The 14,811-nt window shown below is 69.9% G+C and carries 16 protein-coding genes; 7 read left to right on the forward strand and 9 right to left on the reverse strand.

Annotated elements, in window-relative coordinates; all coding sequences use genetic code 11:
* Positions 1-24: 24 nt before the first annotated feature.
* The gene (locus tag ABD817_RS05070; protein WP_344915438.1) at positions 25-1,053 is read left to right on the forward strand and encodes an aldo/keto reductase; all 1,029 of its coding nucleotides are present in this window, start codon (positions 25-27) and stop codon (positions 1,051-1,053) included.
* 115 nt (positions 1,054-1,168) lie between these two features.
* On the opposite strand, the gene ABD817_RS05075 is transcribed toward ABD817_RS05070, so the two are convergent.
* Genes ABD817_RS05075 through ABD817_RS05085 form a run of 3 tightly spaced genes read right to left on the reverse strand, consistent with a single transcriptional unit; the run spans position 1,169 to position 3,557 of the window.
* The gene (locus ABD817_RS05075) at positions 1,169-1,942 is read right to left on the reverse strand and encodes an ABC transporter permease (protein WP_344915440.1); all 774 of its coding nucleotides are present in this window, start codon (positions 1,940-1,942) and stop codon (positions 1,169-1,171) included.
* The gene (locus tag ABD817_RS05080) at positions 1,939-2,877 is read right to left on the reverse strand and encodes an ATP-binding cassette domain-containing protein (RefSeq protein WP_344915442.1); all 939 of its coding nucleotides are present in this window, start codon (positions 2,875-2,877) and stop codon (positions 1,939-1,941) included. The genes ABD817_RS05075 and ABD817_RS05080 overlap by 4 nt, the downstream gene beginning before the upstream one ends.
* An 11-nt stretch (positions 2,878-2,888) precedes the next feature.
* Complete coding sequence (locus tag ABD817_RS05085) at positions 2,889-3,557, reverse strand: DUF4097 family beta strand repeat-containing protein (protein WP_344915444.1); 669 nt, start codon at positions 3,555-3,557, stop codon at positions 2,889-2,891.
* Between the two features lie 221 nt (positions 3,558-3,778).
* Between ABD817_RS05085 and ABD817_RS05090 the strand changes: the two genes are divergently transcribed.
* Positions 3,779-4,534, forward strand: a complete 756-nt coding sequence (locus ABD817_RS05090; RefSeq protein WP_344915617.1) for a GbsR/MarR family transcriptional regulator — start codon at positions 3,779-3,781, stop codon at positions 4,532-4,534.
* A gap of 93 nt (positions 4,535-4,627) precedes the next feature.
* On the opposite strand, the gene ABD817_RS05095 is transcribed toward ABD817_RS05090, so the two are convergent.
* On the reverse strand, positions 4,628-5,518 hold the full coding sequence (locus ABD817_RS05095) for an SDR family NAD(P)-dependent oxidoreductase (RefSeq protein ID WP_344915446.1): 891 nt from the start codon (positions 5,516-5,518) through the stop codon (positions 4,628-4,630).
* A gap of 94 nt (positions 5,519-5,612) precedes the next feature.
* On the opposite strand from ABD817_RS05095, the gene ABD817_RS05100 reads away from it, so the two are divergent.
* From ABD817_RS05100 to ABD817_RS05120, 5 genes are all read left to right on the forward strand, one after another.
* Entirely contained in the window at positions 5,613-6,047 is a 435-nt protein-coding gene (locus ABD817_RS05100) for a MarR family winged helix-turn-helix transcriptional regulator (protein ID WP_344915448.1), read from the forward strand.
* Between the two features lie 84 nt (positions 6,048-6,131).
* Complete coding sequence (locus tag ABD817_RS05105) at positions 6,132-6,872, forward strand: DUF6461 domain-containing protein (RefSeq protein WP_344915450.1); 741 nt, start codon at positions 6,132-6,134, stop codon at positions 6,870-6,872.
* Positions 6,873-6,990: 118 nt separating this feature from the next.
* Entirely contained in the window at positions 6,991-7,410 is a 420-nt protein-coding gene (locus tag ABD817_RS05110) for a hypothetical protein (protein ID WP_344915452.1), read from the forward strand.
* Positions 7,411-7,452: 42 nt separating this feature from the next.
* Positions 7,453-8,040: a TetR/AcrR family transcriptional regulator gene (locus ABD817_RS05115; protein WP_344915454.1), complete on the forward strand. Its 588-nt coding sequence runs from the start codon at positions 7,453-7,455 to the stop codon at positions 8,038-8,040.
* A 399-nt stretch (positions 8,041-8,439) separates the two neighbouring features.
* Positions 8,440-8,793 carry a PRC-barrel domain-containing protein gene (locus tag ABD817_RS05120; RefSeq protein WP_344915456.1) on the forward strand — a complete coding sequence of 118 codons (354 nt, stop codon included), beginning with the start codon at positions 8,440-8,442 and terminating at the stop codon, positions 8,791-8,793.
* Positions 8,794-9,006: 213 nt separating this feature from the next.
* Here the strand turns inward: ABD817_RS05120 and ABD817_RS05125 are convergent, their stop codons facing one another.
* The 5 genes from ABD817_RS05125 to ABD817_RS05145 all read right to left on the reverse strand — a co-directional run bounded on the left by ABD817_RS05125 (position 9,007) and on the right by ABD817_RS05145 (position 14,749).
* Positions 9,007-9,849 (reverse strand): helix-turn-helix transcriptional regulator, encoded by an 843-nt coding sequence (locus tag ABD817_RS05125; RefSeq protein WP_344915458.1) that lies wholly within the window; start codon positions 9,847-9,849, stop codon positions 9,007-9,009.
* A gap of 118 nt (positions 9,850-9,967) precedes the next feature.
* The gene (locus ABD817_RS05130) at positions 9,968-10,729 is read right to left on the reverse strand and encodes an SDR family NAD(P)-dependent oxidoreductase (RefSeq protein ID WP_344915460.1); all 762 of its coding nucleotides are present in this window, start codon (positions 10,727-10,729) and stop codon (positions 9,968-9,970) included.
* 495 nt (positions 10,730-11,224) lie between these two features.
* Positions 11,225-12,787: a glycoside hydrolase family 43 protein gene (locus ABD817_RS05135; protein WP_344915462.1), complete on the reverse strand. Its 1,563-nt coding sequence runs from the start codon at positions 12,785-12,787 to the stop codon at positions 11,225-11,227.
* Positions 12,788-12,944: 157 nt separating this feature from the next.
* Positions 12,945-13,787: a carbohydrate ABC transporter permease gene (locus tag ABD817_RS05140; protein WP_344915464.1), complete on the reverse strand. Its 843-nt coding sequence runs from the start codon at positions 13,785-13,787 to the stop codon at positions 12,945-12,947.
* Positions 13,784-14,749, reverse strand: coding sequence for a carbohydrate ABC transporter permease (locus ABD817_RS05145; RefSeq protein ID WP_344915466.1), 966 nt, complete (start codon positions 14,747-14,749; stop codon positions 13,784-13,786). The genes ABD817_RS05140 and ABD817_RS05145 overlap by 4 nt, the downstream gene beginning before the upstream one ends.
* Between the last annotated feature and the right edge of the window lie 62 nt (positions 14,750-14,811).

The raw sequence follows: 14,811 nt of genomic DNA on the forward strand, positions 1-14,811 counted from the left end.
GACCACAACCTCAGGAGAAACCACATGCGGTACCGCACCCTCGGCCGGACCGGCATCAGGGTCAGTCCCTACGCGCTCGGCGCGATGATGTTCGGGGCCATCGGCAACCCCGACCACGACGACTCGATCCGCATCATCCACAAAGCGCTGGACGCGGGGATCAACTTCGTCGACACCGCCGACGCGTACTCCCGCGGCGAGTCGGAGGAGATCGTGGGAAAGGCGCTCAAGGGGCGTCGCGACGATGTCGTCCTCGCGACCAAGCTGCATCTCCCGATGGGTGACGATCCCAATCAGCGAGGCAACTCAAGACGCTGGATCATGACCGCGGTCGAGAACTCGCTGCGTCGCCTGCGGACCGACCACATCGACCTCTACCAGATCCACCGGCCGGACCCCGACACCGACATCGAGGAGACGCTCTCGGCGCTCTCGGACCTGATCCACAGCGGTAAGGTCCGGGTGGTCGGATCGTCCACGATGCCCGCCTCCGACATCGTCGAAGCCCAGTGGGTGGCCGAGCGGCGCGGTCTGGAGCGGTTCCGCACCGAACAGCCGACCTACTCGATCCTCAACCGCGGCATCGAAACCGAGGTGCTGCCCGTCGCCCAGCGCTACGGGATGGGCACGCTGGTGTGGAGCCCGCTCGCGAAGGGGATGCTCACCGGGCGCATCCGCAAGGGTCAGCGGACCGACCTCCGCCGCGCCACCTATTTCAAGCAGTTCAGCGACGAGCGTCGTCTCGATGTCGTCGAACAGATCATCCCGCTCGCCGAAGAGGCGGGCCTGCCGATGACGCACCTCGCGATGGCGTTCGCGACCGCTCATCCCGACGTGACCAGCGCGATCATCGGACCGCGCACGATGGAGCAGCTCGACGACCTGCTCGCCGGCGTCGACGTCACCCTTACCGACGAGATCCTCGACCGGATCGACGAGATCGTTCCGCCCGGCACCGACATCGGCGCGTTCGACGAGGCCGCCTACCTGCCCCCGGCCCTCCAGCACTCGAACCTCCGCCGCCGACCCGTCGACGAACGCGCCGCCGCCTGACCGTGTGCTCGCCGAAGGACTTCCGCGGAGGCGTCGCGCCGGCCGGCGCGACGGGCGGAAAGGGCCGAGGCCGTCAGACCCGTTGGTCTGACGGCCTCGGCCGGCCGGTTCACGGTCAGGCCCTGTCGAAGGTCTTCTTGGCCCAGAGGTAGGAGACGACGGCGATGCCCGCGCACCAGGCGATGGCGATGGCGGCGCTGCCGCCGATCGGGGTGCCGAGGAGGAGACCGCGGACGGTTTCCATGATCGGGGTGAAGGGCTGGTACTCGGCGAACCAGCGCAGGGCGGTGGGCATGGAGTCGGTGGGGACGAAGCCGCTGCCGAGGAAGGGCAGCAGGACCAGGGGCATCGGGGCGTTGCTGGCGGCCTCGGGGGTCGGGGACCGCAGGCCGAGGGCGACCGACAGCCAGGTGACAGTCACGGCGAACAGGGTGAGCAATCCGGTGGCGGCGAGCCATTCGACGGCGGTGGCGTCCGGGCGGAAGCCGATCGCCAGGGCGACGCCGACGAGGACCACCATGCCGAGGAGCTGCTGGATGACGCTGCCGACGACATGGCCGGTGAGGACCGACGCCCGGGAGATCCGCATGGTGCGGAAGCGGGCGATGACGCCCTCGGTCATGTCGGTGGCGACCATGACGGCGGTCCCGGTCGCGGCCATGGCGGCCGCCATGAGCAGGATGCCGGGGACGACGTAGTTGACGTACGCGTCACGGCCGCCGCCGAGTCCGTCGCCGAGGGTGCCGCCGAGGACGTAGACGAACAGGAACAGGATGACGACGGGCGTGGCGACCAGCTGCACGGTCATGGACGGGTAGCGGAGCAGGCGCTTGAGCTGGCGCCGGACCATGGTGGAGGAGTCGCGCGCGGCGAGGGCGAGGGTGCTCATCGGGTGGTCTCCTTCTGGCGGCCGGTGAGGGTGAGGAAAACGTCGTCGAGGTCGGGGGTGTGGACGCTCATGTCGTCGAGGTCGATCGAGTGTTCGTCCAGGAGGGCGAGCAGTTCGCGGATCGCGCGGACGCCGCCGTCGCCCGGCACCCGCAGGGTGAGCGCCTCGGGGTCGGCGATCCCCGCGCCGAGGAGGTGGCGAGCGGCGTCGAGCAGGCGCGTGTCGGCGAAGGTGAGCTCGATGTGGCCGCCGGGGATGCGCCGCTTGAGCTCCTCGGCGGTGCCCTCGGCGATCAGCCGTCCGTGGTCGAGGAGGGCGATGCGGTCGGCGAGCTCGTCGGCCTCCTCCAGATACTGGGTGGTGAGGAAGATGGTGACGCCGCCCGCGACGAGTTCACGCACGATCTGCCACATGGAGCGGCGGCTGCGCGGGTCGAGGCCGGTGGTGGGCTCGTCCAGGAAGATCAGGCGAGGGTCGCCGACCAGGGTCATCGCCAGGTCGAGCCGGCGCCGCATGCCGCCGGAGTAGGTTCCGGCCGGTTCGCGCGCCGCGTCGACCAGGTCGAAGCGGTCGAGCAGTTCGGCGGCCCTGCGCCTGCCGTCCCCGCGGGACAGGTGCTTGAGGTCGGCCATGAGGAGCAGGTTCTCCTCGCCGGTGAGCAGCTTGTCGACGGCCGAGTACTGGCCGGTGACGCCGATCGCGCCGCGCACGTCGTCCGGCTCGCGGGCCAGGTCGTGGCCGGCGACCCGGACGGTGCCGCCGTCGGCCCGGACCAGGGTGGACAGGATCTGGATGGTGGTGGTCTTGCCTGCGCCGTTCGGGCCGAGCAGGGAGAAGATCGTTCCTTCGGGGACGGCCAGGTCGACGCCGTCGAGCACGACCTTGTCGCCGTAGGACTTGCGCAGCCCGTTCGCCGCGATGGCCAGGTTGGTCATGATGGTGCTCCTCAGAGGCTGCGGGCGACGATGTCGCCGTAGGCGGTGGTCGCGTGGATGTCGAGCTGGGCGGCGGCGCCCTCGGTGTTCTTGAGCGCGTTGTGGATCCGGCCGCAGGAGGTGCCGGCGTCCAGGGAGGCCGAGACTCCGGCGGCGGCGCCGACCGACACCTCGCCGGCCTCGGTGCGCAGCACGAGCGTGCCGCGTATGGCCTCGGCGACGCGGATGTCGCCCTTGCCGGTGCTGATCCGCGCGGGACCGTTGAGGCGGCCGACCGAGACGTCACCGGCGAGGGTGGTGAGGCGGAGGCTCGCGGCCTCGTCGATCTTGATCGGGCCGTGCGCGCCCTCGAAGGCGAGGTCGCCGAACCGTCCGACGGCCCGGAATTCGGCGGCGGCCGCCTTGGCCTCGACCTGGGAGCCGGCGGGCAGCTGGACCGTCACCTCGATGGAGCCGGAGGGGCCGAGGAACTGGTTCTTCGCCGGGGCCTCGATCCGCAGGACGCCGTCGCGGTATTCGACCCTGGTCTGCTCCGCCATCTTCACGTCGCGGCTCTTGGAGGCGTCCTCGGGCAGGACCTCGACCGCGGTGTCGGCCCGGTCGGCGGCGATGAACCGGACGCGCCCCGCGGGGATGTCGAGGACGGCGGAGATCGGGGTGGGGGTGTCGAACTTCTGCATCGCGCTCTCCTTGCGCTCGTTGTTTCTGACATTGGAAACGCTACGTTGCCTTCGAAAATCCTTCAAGCTACTCGTTGCTTTAAAACAGCATTCATGCAGGTGGAGACCATAAAATCGTTGCGATGGCGCTGCACGTAATGCAACAACAGTCATATATTTGTTGCAATGACTTGCGAGTGAACGCTATGTTGGAGGCACCGACGAGCACGGAGGAGATCGCGATGCCGGGAGGCAGGCTCACCCAGCAGGAACGCCAGCAGATCGCGCTGGGGCTGGCCGACGGCCTCGCCTACGCGGAGATCGCCAGACGTCTCGACCGTCCCACCTCGACGATCACGCGTGAGGTGACGCGGAACGGCGGCCCCACCGCCTACCGCGCCGACCTGGCCCACCGCGCCACCGAACGCCGCACCCACCGGCGCCGACCGGCCGCGCCCCGGGGGCCGGAGGCGGCCCCGCAGCCCCACGGACGCGACGCCGAGGCCGTACGCGAGTACGAGGAGACGTTCACCACCGTCCTCATGCAGGCGGGCACGCCCAAGATGATGGCCCGGGTGCTGGCCTGCCTCCACCTCACCGACGCGGGCAGCCTCACCACGTCCGAACTCGTCCAGCGCCTCCAGGTCAGCCCGGCGTCCATCTCCAAGGCGATCACGTTCCTGGAGGGCCAGGGCCTCATCCGCCGGGAACGCGACGAACGCCGCCGGGAGCGCTACGTCGTCGACGACGACGTCTGGTACCAGTCGATGATCGCCAGCGCCCACGCCACCGCCCACCTCGCCGAGATCGCACGGCAGGGCGTCGGCGTCCTCGGTCCCGCCACCCCGGCCGCCGCCCGCATGGAGAACATCGCCCGCTTCGTCGACTTCGTCTCCGAGAGCATCGTCCGTGCCGCGGAGCAGGCCCGCGAGATCCTCCACACCAGATCCGAAGCGGCCTCGGGCGACACCGTCACGCCAGGTCCGGACCGCGGATAGACAGCCGCCCCGGCGGTCACAGCCGTGGGACAAGGCCGTCGTCACGCCAGACGCCGAGACGGCCCGTCGAGCGAACGGCCCCGGCCGGGCACGTCATGACGTACCGCACGCACCGGTGGGATGGGTGTCGCGGAGGAGTTCGGCGGTGGCGTCCCACAGCGCGCGTTGGATCGCCTCGTCGCGGCCGATCTCGGGGCACTCCAGTGGCTTGGCGGTCTTGGCGGCGAAATAGCCTCCCGTGACACCGGCGAAGGCGGGGTCGGTCGCGAGCCTCACGATGATGTCGGCGCCGTGCCGGGGGTCGCCGATGTTCAGCCGGGTGAGGACCTTCTCCAGGGGCCGGGCGAGGGGGAGTTCACGCCCGAGCCCGGTGACGTTGAAACCCGGACACAGGCAGGTGACCGCGACACCCGTTCCCTCAAGGCGGCGACCGAGCTCCTGGGTGAACATGATGTCCATCAGCTTGGTCCGGCCGTACAGCGGCCCCGACTCGCGGCGGGTGAAGCCCGCCGTGTCGGTCAGGTCCTTGAACGGGTCGATGGAGTGGACCCGACGTGAGGCCCGGGAGGCGACCGTGACGATCCGGGCGGGGGCCGAGGCGGTGAGCTTGTCGCGCAGCGCGTCGGTGAGCACCCAGGGCGCGAGGTAGTTGACCGCGGTCATTTCGGCGAACCCCTCGGAGGTGACCCGCTGGGAGAAGGCGTGCAGACCCGCGTTGTTGATCAGTACGTCGATGCGCGGGTAGTGCGCGTCGATCCGCTCCGCGGCCCGCCGGACATCGGCGAGCAGGGACAGGTCGGCGAGGAAGACGTCGACCGGGGTCCGGGGAGCGACCTGTTCGATCTCCCGGCGCAGCGCGTCCGCTTTGTGCCTGCTGCGGGCGATGACACCGAGGCGGGCGCCGGTGCGGGCCAGGTCGAGAGCGGCCAGACGGCCCAGGCCGTTCGTCGCACCGGTCATCACGATGACGGGCCGGGTGCCCATGGGTTCTCCCCTTCACGGTAATGCTGAGGTACCTCATTAACGTACCATTAGGTGAGGTACCTCACCAATCGGGCGGCGGCGAGAAGAGATGACCGTGAAGGACAGGACGGCGACACCCGCGGAGATCGGCCTGCGATACCTGTCGCTCGGCTACCGCCTGCGCAGAGTCGTCGACGACGGCATGACGTCCGCAGGACTGTCACTGGCCCGTACGAAGGTCTTGCAGGTGCTCGATCGGCATGGCGCCATGCGGCAGTCGTCACTGGCGCGAGAGCTCGGGCACGCCCCCCGGTCGGTCACCCAGTCCGTCGAAGCGCTGGAGCGCGAGGGACTGGTCGAACGAGCGGCGGATCCCACGGACGGGCGCTCCAGGCTCGTCGGCCTCACCCCGGAGGGCGCCAGAGCGCTGGCCGCGGGTACGGCGGCGGGCGAACGGGTCCTGCACGAGATCTTCGGGACGCTGGAACGCGAACGACTGGCGGACCTGGGCGAACTCCTCGACGCCATTGACGCGGGCCTCGGCGGCTGACACGCGCTGCCGGTGTGTCCCGGGTTCGGTGGATTCGGGGTACACCGAGGCTGGATCCCTGTGGTTCCGACCGGGATCCCACACGTGGGCCTCGAACCGGAAGATCTCCACCCGGTATCCCTGAGCAGTGGTAGCACCCTTGTCGGTGACGGCTGGCATCATGACGCGCAACCGATCATGGGAGTCACGGTGACAGACCCGCACGAGGAATTCGGCTGGCTTTCGGAGTTCGGGCCGCTCCACGACGTCTCCTGCGTGTCCTTCGTTCGATCCCTCACCCCCGTCGAGGCGCTGACTCGTCTCGGGGCGGAGACCGGCGGGATCGAAGCGGCCGCCTTCGAAGAACTGCAGGAACGAACGATGAAGTGCGTCGACTCGGACGACAGGATGCGCATCGGTTACGTAGGCGCACTGGAGAAAGACGGCTGGACCGTGCTCATCCAGCTCTGGGGGGCATCGATCGCGGTCGAACGTTCCCTGCTAAGACGGCTTTCTCAGGCGACCGAGGTCGTGTCGATCAACCGCAATCTCCACGCCACGGACTTCTTCGTCTACGCGGCCGACGGCGACCTGGTCACCTGGTTCGACCTGCTGGGTCCCGAGGCGCGCGTGGGCAGCGACCCCGATCGACTTGTCGACATGATGCGCGAAGTCGGACTGGACCCCGATCTGGATCCCGACCTGGACCTGGACGAAGACCTGGAGGACTCTGACCCCGGAGAATTCCCGCGTGCCTTCGCCCTGGCAAGAAAGATCACCGGTTTCCCCTTCTCCCAGAACATGCTCGACACGCGACTCCTGGGTGCCGTGATCAACAGCAGGTGATCACGATCAGGCGGGAACGTGGCATCGACTCCCAGAGGGCTCGCCTCATCCGATCTACCGAAAGCCGTGACTCGACCACCGATTGCCCTTTTTATCCGACTGTGTAATTATTACTCACATGGATAACAAAGCACTGGTGGATCTCCGGCGGATCCGGTCCCTGTTCATCGGGATGGCGGCTGTGTCGCTGGTGACCCTGATCATCGCCACCGCGCTGCGGAACCGGCCCGACCTGGTCAACTGGGTGGTCTGGGTGCGCGGCGGCGCCGTGGCGGCGGCCTCGCTGTGGCTGGTCTCGCTCGCCGGGCAGGCACTCGGGGGCAAACGGCCGGCCTACGTACGGATCAGAACCCTCTCGATCCTGGGCACGATCGGCATCGTGCTGATCTGCGTGGCGCCCGACAGCGGCTACCCGCTGTGGATGAAGGTCGACCAGGGGCTGATCGGCTTACTGCTGGCGGGAGTCGCGGTCCTGGCCAACCGGCGTGCCGTACGGGCGGCGTTCCCGAGTCCCGGCCAGACTGGCAAACTGGGCTGACCAGGCTCGGCGGGAGGGTCGCCGATCACGGAAAGGCCCACCATGCCCACACCCGCACCGGTTGACCGAGCCCAGGCGACCCAGGCCCGCAGAGAGCAGATCGTGCGGGCCACGATCGAGGTCCTGGCCGAGCGGGGCTACACGGGGACGACCTTCGAAGCGATCTGCGGTCACGCGGGACTAAGCAGCAAACGCCTGATCTCCTACCATTTCGCCACAAAGGACGATCTGCTCGCGGCCGTGCTGGCCAAGGTGCTCACCGATGCCGCGGCGTACATGCATCCGAGGATCGTGGCCGCGGAAGGCTCGCGCGAGAAACTGGCGACGTACATCCGCGCCAACGTGGAGTTCATCGCCGCCAATCCCGCCCATGTGCGCGCGGTCCAGCAGATCGCCTTCAACGCGGCACCGGCGCCGGCCGGAACCCAGGACAGGGCCCTGGGCCTGCTGGCCGAGCTGTTCGAGCAGGGCGGCCGGGCCGGCGAGTTCCGCGTCTTCGACGCGCGGCTCATGGCCATGACCGTCCGCGCGACGATCGACGCCGTCGCCGCCCGGCTCCTCGGCGGCCTCGACCCCGCCGTCGCCGCCGAGGAACTGGTCACCACCTTCGACCTCGCCACCCGTAGCTGAAGCCGGGCCTTTCGCACAACATTCCTCGTTTCATCACCGGCTTCGTCTGCGGTACGCGTGGGCGGGGCCAGCGTTCGCCCACGAGTTCCAGGCCCTCCCACCCGTCCGCGGTGCGGACCGCGAGCCGCCGGGAGCTCGGACCTCATCGGGGAGACGGCCCTGTCGGGGCGGCGGTCAAGGGGTGGGCGACGGCATGCAGGTTGGCGACCATCGCCCGGATGGATCATGAGCCGTCGTCCGGTGGCCGATACCGGGTCCAGCGATGGTCTTCAGTGAGGGGATCGTCGCCTCTCGGAGGCGATCGACGAAATTCGCGGGCACATCTGCCGTGGCCTGTTTACCGGCGAGGCCGGGGGTAGAGCGGTGAGGGTCCTACCTTCGACGACGAGGAGAAACGCCGTGACCGAGAACGTGTGGAACTACCGCCCCGAGACCCGCGGCGAGCAGGTCCTGGACCTGGTCGGGTTCGACGTGGAGGCCACCGACGGCAAGATCGGCTCGGTGGACGAGGACAGCAACGCCGTCGGCGAGAGCTACATCGTCGTCGACACCGGTTTCTGGATCTTCGGCAAGAAGGTCGTCCTGCCGGCCGGCACGATCACCGAGATCGACCCCCAGGAGCGCAAGGTCCACATCGCGCGCACCAAGGAGGAGATCAAGAACGCGCCGGAGTTCGACGAGGCGACCTACAAGGAGCCCGACTACCGCGACCGGCTCGGCGGCTACTACGGCCCCGGCACCGGCACCCTGTAGACATCGAGCGCGCGTCGAGCCCCTGCCCAGCGTGGGCAGGGGCTCGACGCGCGTTTCGACGGTGAACGCCCGGCAGGGCGACGATGACCCGGTGGGCGGGCAGGTTCCTCATCGGAAGGAACACGAGGTGGCCGCGTCCCGCCGTGACACGCCTCATCGTCCCGAGCGACCTGCCCCCTCGGGTCTTCGCGATGACCGGGCCGTCTCGCGGGGTCATCGTTGGGATGGGCGGTCCCCGACGACGGACAGGAGCTGGAGTTTGTCGTGGCTGTCGGTGCCGGGGGTGGCGGTGTAGACGAGGAGGGCTTGGGCCTGGTCGGCGTCGAACAGGACCTGGCAGTGGAGTTCGAGGATGCCGAGGTCTGGGTGTTGGATGCGCTTGAGATCCCCCTCGCGGCGCACGCCGATCTCGTGGGCGCTCCACAGCGTGGCGAACTCCCCGCTCTTCTCCAGCAGTGCGTTCACGATCTGGCCGGCGCGTGAGTCGGTTCCCTGCCGTGAGTAGGCGTTGCGCAGTTCGGAGGTGAAGATCCGGCTGTGGGTCGCGTGGTCGGCTTCGGGATAGATCCGGCGGGCGTGGGGGTGGGTGAACCAGCGGTAGGCCAGGCTGCGGTCCAAGCCGGTGTAGCCGGTCTCGTTGCCGACCAGGGCCACGGCCAGGCGGGTTTGCACCAGGGTCTCGGCGAGGGTGCTGATGACCTGGGCGGGGGTGTCGGTCAGGCGGTCCAGGATGCGCATCATCCCGGGGGAGACGTGGTCGGTGCGCAGGGTGCGGCTGGGGGTGTTGTGCCCGGCCATGCGGAACAGGTGGTCGCGTTCGTCCAGGGACAGGTGCAGGCCCCGGGCGAGGGCGGCGAGCATGGGTTCGGAGGGCATCGGGCCGCGCTGCTGCTCGATGCGGGCGTAGTAGTCGGTGGACATGCCACACAGGGCGGCGATCTCCTCGCGGCGCAGGCCACGGGTACGGCGGCGCGGTCCGCGCGGCAGGCCGACGTCCTCGGGCCGCAGGGCCTCGCGGCGGGTACGCAGGAAGTCGGCCAGCTGTGCTCGGTCCATGGTGACGATTCTCCCTTCGGTGACGTGAGACGGGAGCCGGGCACGCTGGTACGGACCGGTCCTGTTTCCCCCGTCCGGCCAGGGTCAGGTGGCCGGGAAACCGACGCCGGTGAGTTGTTCAGAGCAGGGTGCCGCCGGAGGCCTCGATGCGCTGGCCGGTGATCCAGCCCGTTCCCGGGGCGAGGAGAGCGGCGATCACGGCGCCGATGTCCTCGGGCACGCCGACCCGGCCCAGGGCTGCCTGGCTGCCCAGGTGCTCGCGCAGTTGCTCGTTGTCGCGGATCGCGCCGCCGCCGAAGTCGGTGGCGATCGGACCGGGAGCGACGGCGTTCACGCTGACGCCGCGCCCGCCCAGTTCCTTGGCCAGATACTTGCTCCAGGTCTCGATCGCGCTCTTGAGCGAGGCGTACACCGACCACCCCTCGCCCACGAACCGGGTCAGCCCGGTCGAGAGGTTCACGACACGGCCGCCGTCGGCCAGGAGCGGCAGCAGACTCTGAGTGAGGAAGAACACGCCTTTGAAGTGCACGTTCACCAGGAGGTCGAACGCCTCCACCGTGGTCTCGCCCACCGGGGTGGCCGCGGCCACCCCGGCGTTGTTCACCAGGAAGTCGAACGTGTCACGCTCCCACGTGGTCTCCAGCGCGTCCCGGACCGCGACGGCGAAGGCCGCGAAGGTGTCGAACGCCGTGGTGTCCAGTTCCAGCGCGACGGCCCTGCGTCCCAGCGCGGTGACCGCGTCCACGACCTCGGCGGCCTCGTCCTTGTTCGACCGGTAGGTCACGATGACGTCGGTGCCCGCCTCCGCGAGCTTCAGGGCCGTGGCCCGGCCCAGTCCCCTGTTCCCTCCAGTGATCAAAGCGATCGTGTTCAGGCTCATCCCGGACTCCTTCGCCGTTTTGCCATGCTGGCAGGGCCGCCGTGCGGGACACACGGACCGAGATGCCCTCCACCACCAACGATCCGTCCCGCGAACCCGGGGATGAAGGCACAACTCATCCAGGGACAACCGATCCCCCTCTCAGGGGTGACCGCCGGACCGTCTCATCCACCGGTCGGGCGAGTCCCCGCCCTCAGGGGAGGCCCCCGCCCTCAGGGGAGGCCCTCGCCCTCAGGGGAAGCCCTCGCTCTCAGGGGAGGCCGAGACGGTCGCGAAGAACAGCGCGAGTCCCCGCCAGCCCCGCGTTCGCGAACAGACGGCCACATCCCGGCCGAGGCGTTCCGGAACCAGATCTGGAAGCCCGCCCTGACCGCGGCCGATCTCACTGTGAGAACGCGTGTTCACGACCTCCGTCACGCGTGCGTCATGGTCGCTCTCCGGCGGCGCCTCCCCGCCCCGGCCCGCCGGGGCGGGCCGGACGGCGTCCGAGCGTGATCACAGTTCCGTGTAGGCGGGGACTCCGAAGTCGGCCTGGACTCCGCCTCCGGTGAGGTCGACGGCCCAGACGCCGAGGAACGCGCCGGTGAAGCCCCAGGAGCGGCCGTCGGTGGCGTGCTCGTCGGACAGGATGCCCGCGTCGAGCACCGCCGGGAGGGTGGTCCACGTCTCGGCGTCGCGGGAATGGGAGAAGCGCAGGTCGGCCCCGTCGAGTTCCACCCGCAGGTGCACCGGCCTGGCGTCGGGCAGTCTGGTCGGGGCCCCCGCCAGGACGGTGAGCTCGCCGCGGTCACTGGCCAGCAGTTCCAGGCAGCGGCCGATCCCCTCCCGGAAGGTGACGGCGAGGAAGTACCAGCTCTGGGTGTTGTAATAGGCGGTGATCCCGGCCAGCTGCTGGGAGTCCTCCGGGGCGAAGTCCACCGGGACGGTCAGGCCGCAGCGGGTGGAGGTCGCCCGCCGGGCGACCAGGCTGGGCCGTACCCGGGACCAGGGGGACTGGCCGCCGCGCACCCGCAGACGGCCGTCGCGGACGGTCATCCAGTCCTCGTCCGCCGGGCGGCGAAGCGTGCTCCACTCCGTTCCCGTCCAGCCCCCGTCCGGTTGCTCCCGAGGCCACGGGTGGGCTTCGAGCGGGAGTGGTACGACCTCGGCCGGCACACCGCCCTCGACCCGGGGCCAGCCGCCGGCAGGCCAGGTGACGCGCTGCAGCGCGGTCTCGCGACCGAGCACGCACCGCCCGCGCGGCGTCAGCGGGCGGCCGGTCAGGTGGACGAGGAACCAGTCGCCACCGGGGGTGTCGACGAGGCTGGCGTGCCCGGCCTTCTGCAGTGTCAGCGACGGGTCGTGGCGGGCGGTCAGCGCGGGACCGGCCGGGTCCGGCTCGTACGGGCCCAGGATCGAGCGGGAGCGGGCGACGGTCACCTGGTGCTCCCAGCTCGTGCCGCCCTCGGCGGTGACGAGGTGGTACCAGCCGTCCCTGCGATACAGGTGCGGTCCTTCGGTGTAGCCCGCCTCGGTGCCCGTGAAGATCACCTCTGGGGTGCCGATCAGCTTGCCCTCGGCCCGGGAGTACTCCTGGACGATGATGCCCGACGCCCAGGGCATCCCGGGACGCCAGTCGCAGCGGTTGCTCAGCAGCCAGCTGCGGCCGTCGTCGTCGTGGAACAGCGAGGGGTCGAAGCCGCGGGCGTGCAGCGGGACCGGATCCGACCACGGGCCCTCGGGTGACGTGGCGGTGACGACGAAGTTGGGGGTGTCCCAGAAGCCGCCGAAGCTCTCCACGTCGGAGTAGACCAGGTAGAACAGGCCGTCGGCGTAGGACAGGCAGGGTGCCCACACGCCGCCGGAGTCGGGCACGCCGGTCAGGTCGACCTGCGCGGGCCGGGTCAGCGCGCCCCCCAGGCAGCGCCAGTGGGCCAGGTCGCGGGAGTGGTGGATACGCACCCCGGGACACCACTCGAAGGTCGAGGTGGCGATGTAGTAGTCCTCGCCGACCCGCAGGATGGACGGGTCGGGGTGGGAGCCGCGCAGGACCGGGTTGCGGGCGAGGGCGGAGGGCATGCGGGAACGGTCTCCTTGCGTGGACGGGGTGACGGTTGCGGGACGTGCGCGGTCCGCCCGCCGCCGTACGACTCCACACGGCGGGCGCGACGACCGTGGTGGTCACGGTGGCCGCGATGGGACGCGCGGGTCGGCGGGGCGGGGCGGGCGGCGCGGGTCAGGCGGTGACGCTCCCGGCGGCCAGGCCGGCGCGCCAGTGGCGTTGGAGCAGCAGGAACGCGGCCACCAGCGGGACGACCGAGACGAGCGCGCCGGTGACGACCAGGTGGTAGATGACGTTGCCGGAGGAGGGCGGGGTGGAGTTCCAGTCGACCAGGCCGAGGGTGACCGGATACAGCGCCCGCTCGTTCAGCATCACCAGCGGCAGGAAGAAGTTATTCCAGATCGCGACGAACTGGAACAGGAAGATGGTGACCAGGGCCGGTGCCATCAACCGGGCGGAGATCGAGAAGAAGATCGCGTACTCTCCCACGCCGTCCACCCGGGCCGCGTCCATCACCTCGTTCGGCACCGAGGACCGGGCGTAGATCCGGGCCAGGTAGACGCCGATCGGGCTGACGCAGCTCGGCAGGATGACCGCGAGCGGATTGTTGTCCAGGCCGAGGTCCACCATCAGGAAGTACAGCGGCAGCGCCAGGGCGGTGGTCGGCACCAGGACCGCGCCGAGGATCAGCACCGACAGGGTGCCCGAGCCCCGGAACCGGTACTTGGCCATGGTGTAGCCCGCCAGGGCCGCGAGCAGGGTCGCCACCGTGGCGCCGACGCCGGCGTAGAGCACGGTGTTGAGCATCCAGCGCCAGAACAGGCCGTGCTGGTAGGTGCCCAGCTCGGCGATGTTGTCGAAGAGCGCGAACCGCTCGCCGAACGCGAAGCCGATCGTGCTGAACAGGTCCTCGCTGCCCTTGGTCGCGTTGACCAGCACCCAGGCGAGCGGGAGCAGGAAGTAGGCGGCGGACAGCAGCAGCACCAGCTGGGTCAGGGGGAGGCCGAGACGCTTCACAGGGCACCCCTTCGCTGGCCGGCGCGGAGGAACACGAACGAGAAGGCGAACGTCGCCAGCGCCAGCACCACGGCCACGGCCGCGGCGTACCCGGGCTGGGCGTCGGTGAACGCCTTGGAGTAGGCGTAGAGGTTGGGCGTGTAGTCGGCGGTGACACTGCTGGACAGCGGCCGCAGCACCGCGGGCTCGTTGAACAGCTGGAAGGCTCCGATCAGGGAGAAGATGAACGCCAGCAGCATCGCGGGCACGAGCATCGGCAGCTTCACGCGCAGCGCGAGGGCCAGCTCGCCGCAGCCGTCCAGCCGCGCCGCCTCGTACACGCTCGGTGGTACGGCCTGCAGCGCGGCGATCAGGATGATCATGTTGTAGCCGGTCCACTGCCAGACCGCGACGTTGGCGATCGAGCCGAGCAGCGCGTCGCCCTCCAGCAGATCGGGCGTGGCGAGGCCGAGCGACCGCAGCGCGCCGACGATCGGGCTGAACTCCGGCTGGTAGAAGAAACCCCAGACCAGGGTGGCCACGACGACGGGGATCGCGTAGGGCAGGAAGATCGCCATCCGGTGCAGGCGGCGCAGCCGTACGATGCCCGAGTCGAGGATGAGCGCGAACCCGGCCGAGAGCACCAGCATCACCGGGATGGTGAGCAGGACGTAGCCGAGCACCCGCAGCAGCCCGGAGTGGAAACCCGGGTCGGTGAGGACCTCGGCGTAGTTGCCGAGGCCCACGAAGACCTCGCGGGGCCTGCCGAGCAGGCCGGCCCGCTCGGTGCCGTGCAGGCTCTGGCGGACCGCGATGCCCACCGGGACGAGGAAGAACACCGCGAAGAGCGCGGCGAAGGGCGCGACCATCACGTAGGGGACGGCCCGTACACCGATCCCGCGCGGGTCTCGGCGGCGGGGCGCGGGGCGGGGGGCGCCGCCGTCACGGCCGGTACGGCGCGGCGGCGCGGCCACCTGGCTCATGGGAACTCCTTCGAGGGGGTGTCCCGTACGGCCGCCCCGGTTCACGGGCGGGTGCGCCGGAA

Origin of the sequence: Streptosporangium oxazolinicum (assembly GCF_039537505.1) — a bacterium.
GTDB classification, from domain to species: domain Bacteria; phylum Actinomycetota; class Actinomycetes; order Streptosporangiales; family Streptosporangiaceae; genus Streptosporangium; species Streptosporangium oxazolinicum.